Annotated in this window: 1 protein-coding gene; it reads right to left on the reverse strand. The window is 75.0% G+C overall.

All coding sequences use genetic code 11. From position 1 onward, the window contains the following. Window positions 1–1,166 (reverse strand): Y-family DNA polymerase (locus tag AC1D01_RS34950; protein WP_477874147.1); only part of this gene is annotated, 1,166 nt, incomplete at its 3' end. Between the last annotated feature and the right edge of the window lie 164 nt (window positions 1,167–1,330).

Here is a 1,330-nt window from a genome sequence, read left to right on the forward strand (position 1 = left end):
GGCCGGTGGTCCTGCACCGGCAGCACGCGCTGCACCCGCTCGCGGCCGAGCCGCGCCTGCAGCCGCTCGAGCAGGCGCGTGAGCCCTTCGTGCTCGCTGCGCGGGGTCGGGAACAGCTCGGCATTCGGCGGCGGCTGGCGCGCGATGTCGCTGGCGCGCAGCACGAGCTCCAGCGTCGGCGCCGGCAAGGCCAGCTGCGACAACCGCTCGCGCAGCAGCGCCATCAGGTGCTTCGCATCGCGCGACGGCTCGGCCAGCGCGATCTCCAGCGTCGTGTGCTGCGGCGTCCGGTCATCGCGCCGCCAGCGCGGCTCGTGCTTCATCTGCAGGCTGAAGCGGCGCACGAAGGCATGCTGCGCCGCGAGCCACGCCACCAGCCGCGACAGCAGCACCTGCACGCCGTGCATCACCTGCTCGGTGGTGTCGGCCCGTGCGAACAACTCGAGCGCGCTGTCGAAACTCGCCGGCAGCGCGATCGAGGTGCGTGGATCGGGGCGCCGGCCGAGCGCGCCATCGAGCTCGGCCAGCAGCGCCTCGCCGAAGCGCCGCGCCAGCCCGGCGCGCGGCAGGCTGCGCAGGTCGCCCAATGTGTTCAGGCCCATGCCCTGCAGCGCCTCCCAGTGCTCGCGGCCCGGGCCGAGCAGCCAGACCGGCGCGGCATCGAGCGCGCGCTGCAGCGCCCCGGCATCGGCGCAGTGCAGGCCGTCGGCATGGCGCGCCAGCAGCGCCGAGCCCTGCGCCGTCGGCGTGCTGACGCAGTGCAGCGCATGGCCGAGCGGCTGCAGCGCCTCGCGCAGCCGCTGCAGCAGCGCGTCGCGCCCGCCGAAATAGCGCAGGCTGGCCTCGACCTCCAGCAGCACGCCCTGCGGCGGGCTGAAGCTGACTGCCGGCGTGAACGCCAGCGCCGCATGCGCCACGCTCGTGAGCGCCTGCCGGTCGCGCAGCGCATCGGCCTGGCCGATCAGCAGCTGCGGCGCGAGCGCCAGCGCGGTCGCCCGCTTCAGCCCCGGCTTGACGCCCAGCGCCTGCGCGCCCGCATTGGCATGGGCAATGCGGTGCGCCTCGACCAGCGCGACGGGCGGCTCGCTGCCATCGCTGACCGCCGGGAGCGTCGCCAGGAAGGATTCCAGCGACAGCAGCGGCAGGTGAAGACCGATCCAGAGCATCGCGTGCCCATGGGAGATCAGGCGAGGTTGACGAAGGTCGCCGCGCGCAGCGGCGGCACGGCGGCCGCGGCCTGGACCGTCTGCGCCGCCAGCTCGCGCGCCTTGCGCGTGGCGCTGGCGGACAGCACCGGCGGCAGCTCGAGCCGCAGTTCATGGGCGAGCGG

This window comes from Rhizobacter sp. P3_B12 (assembly GCF_056402895.1).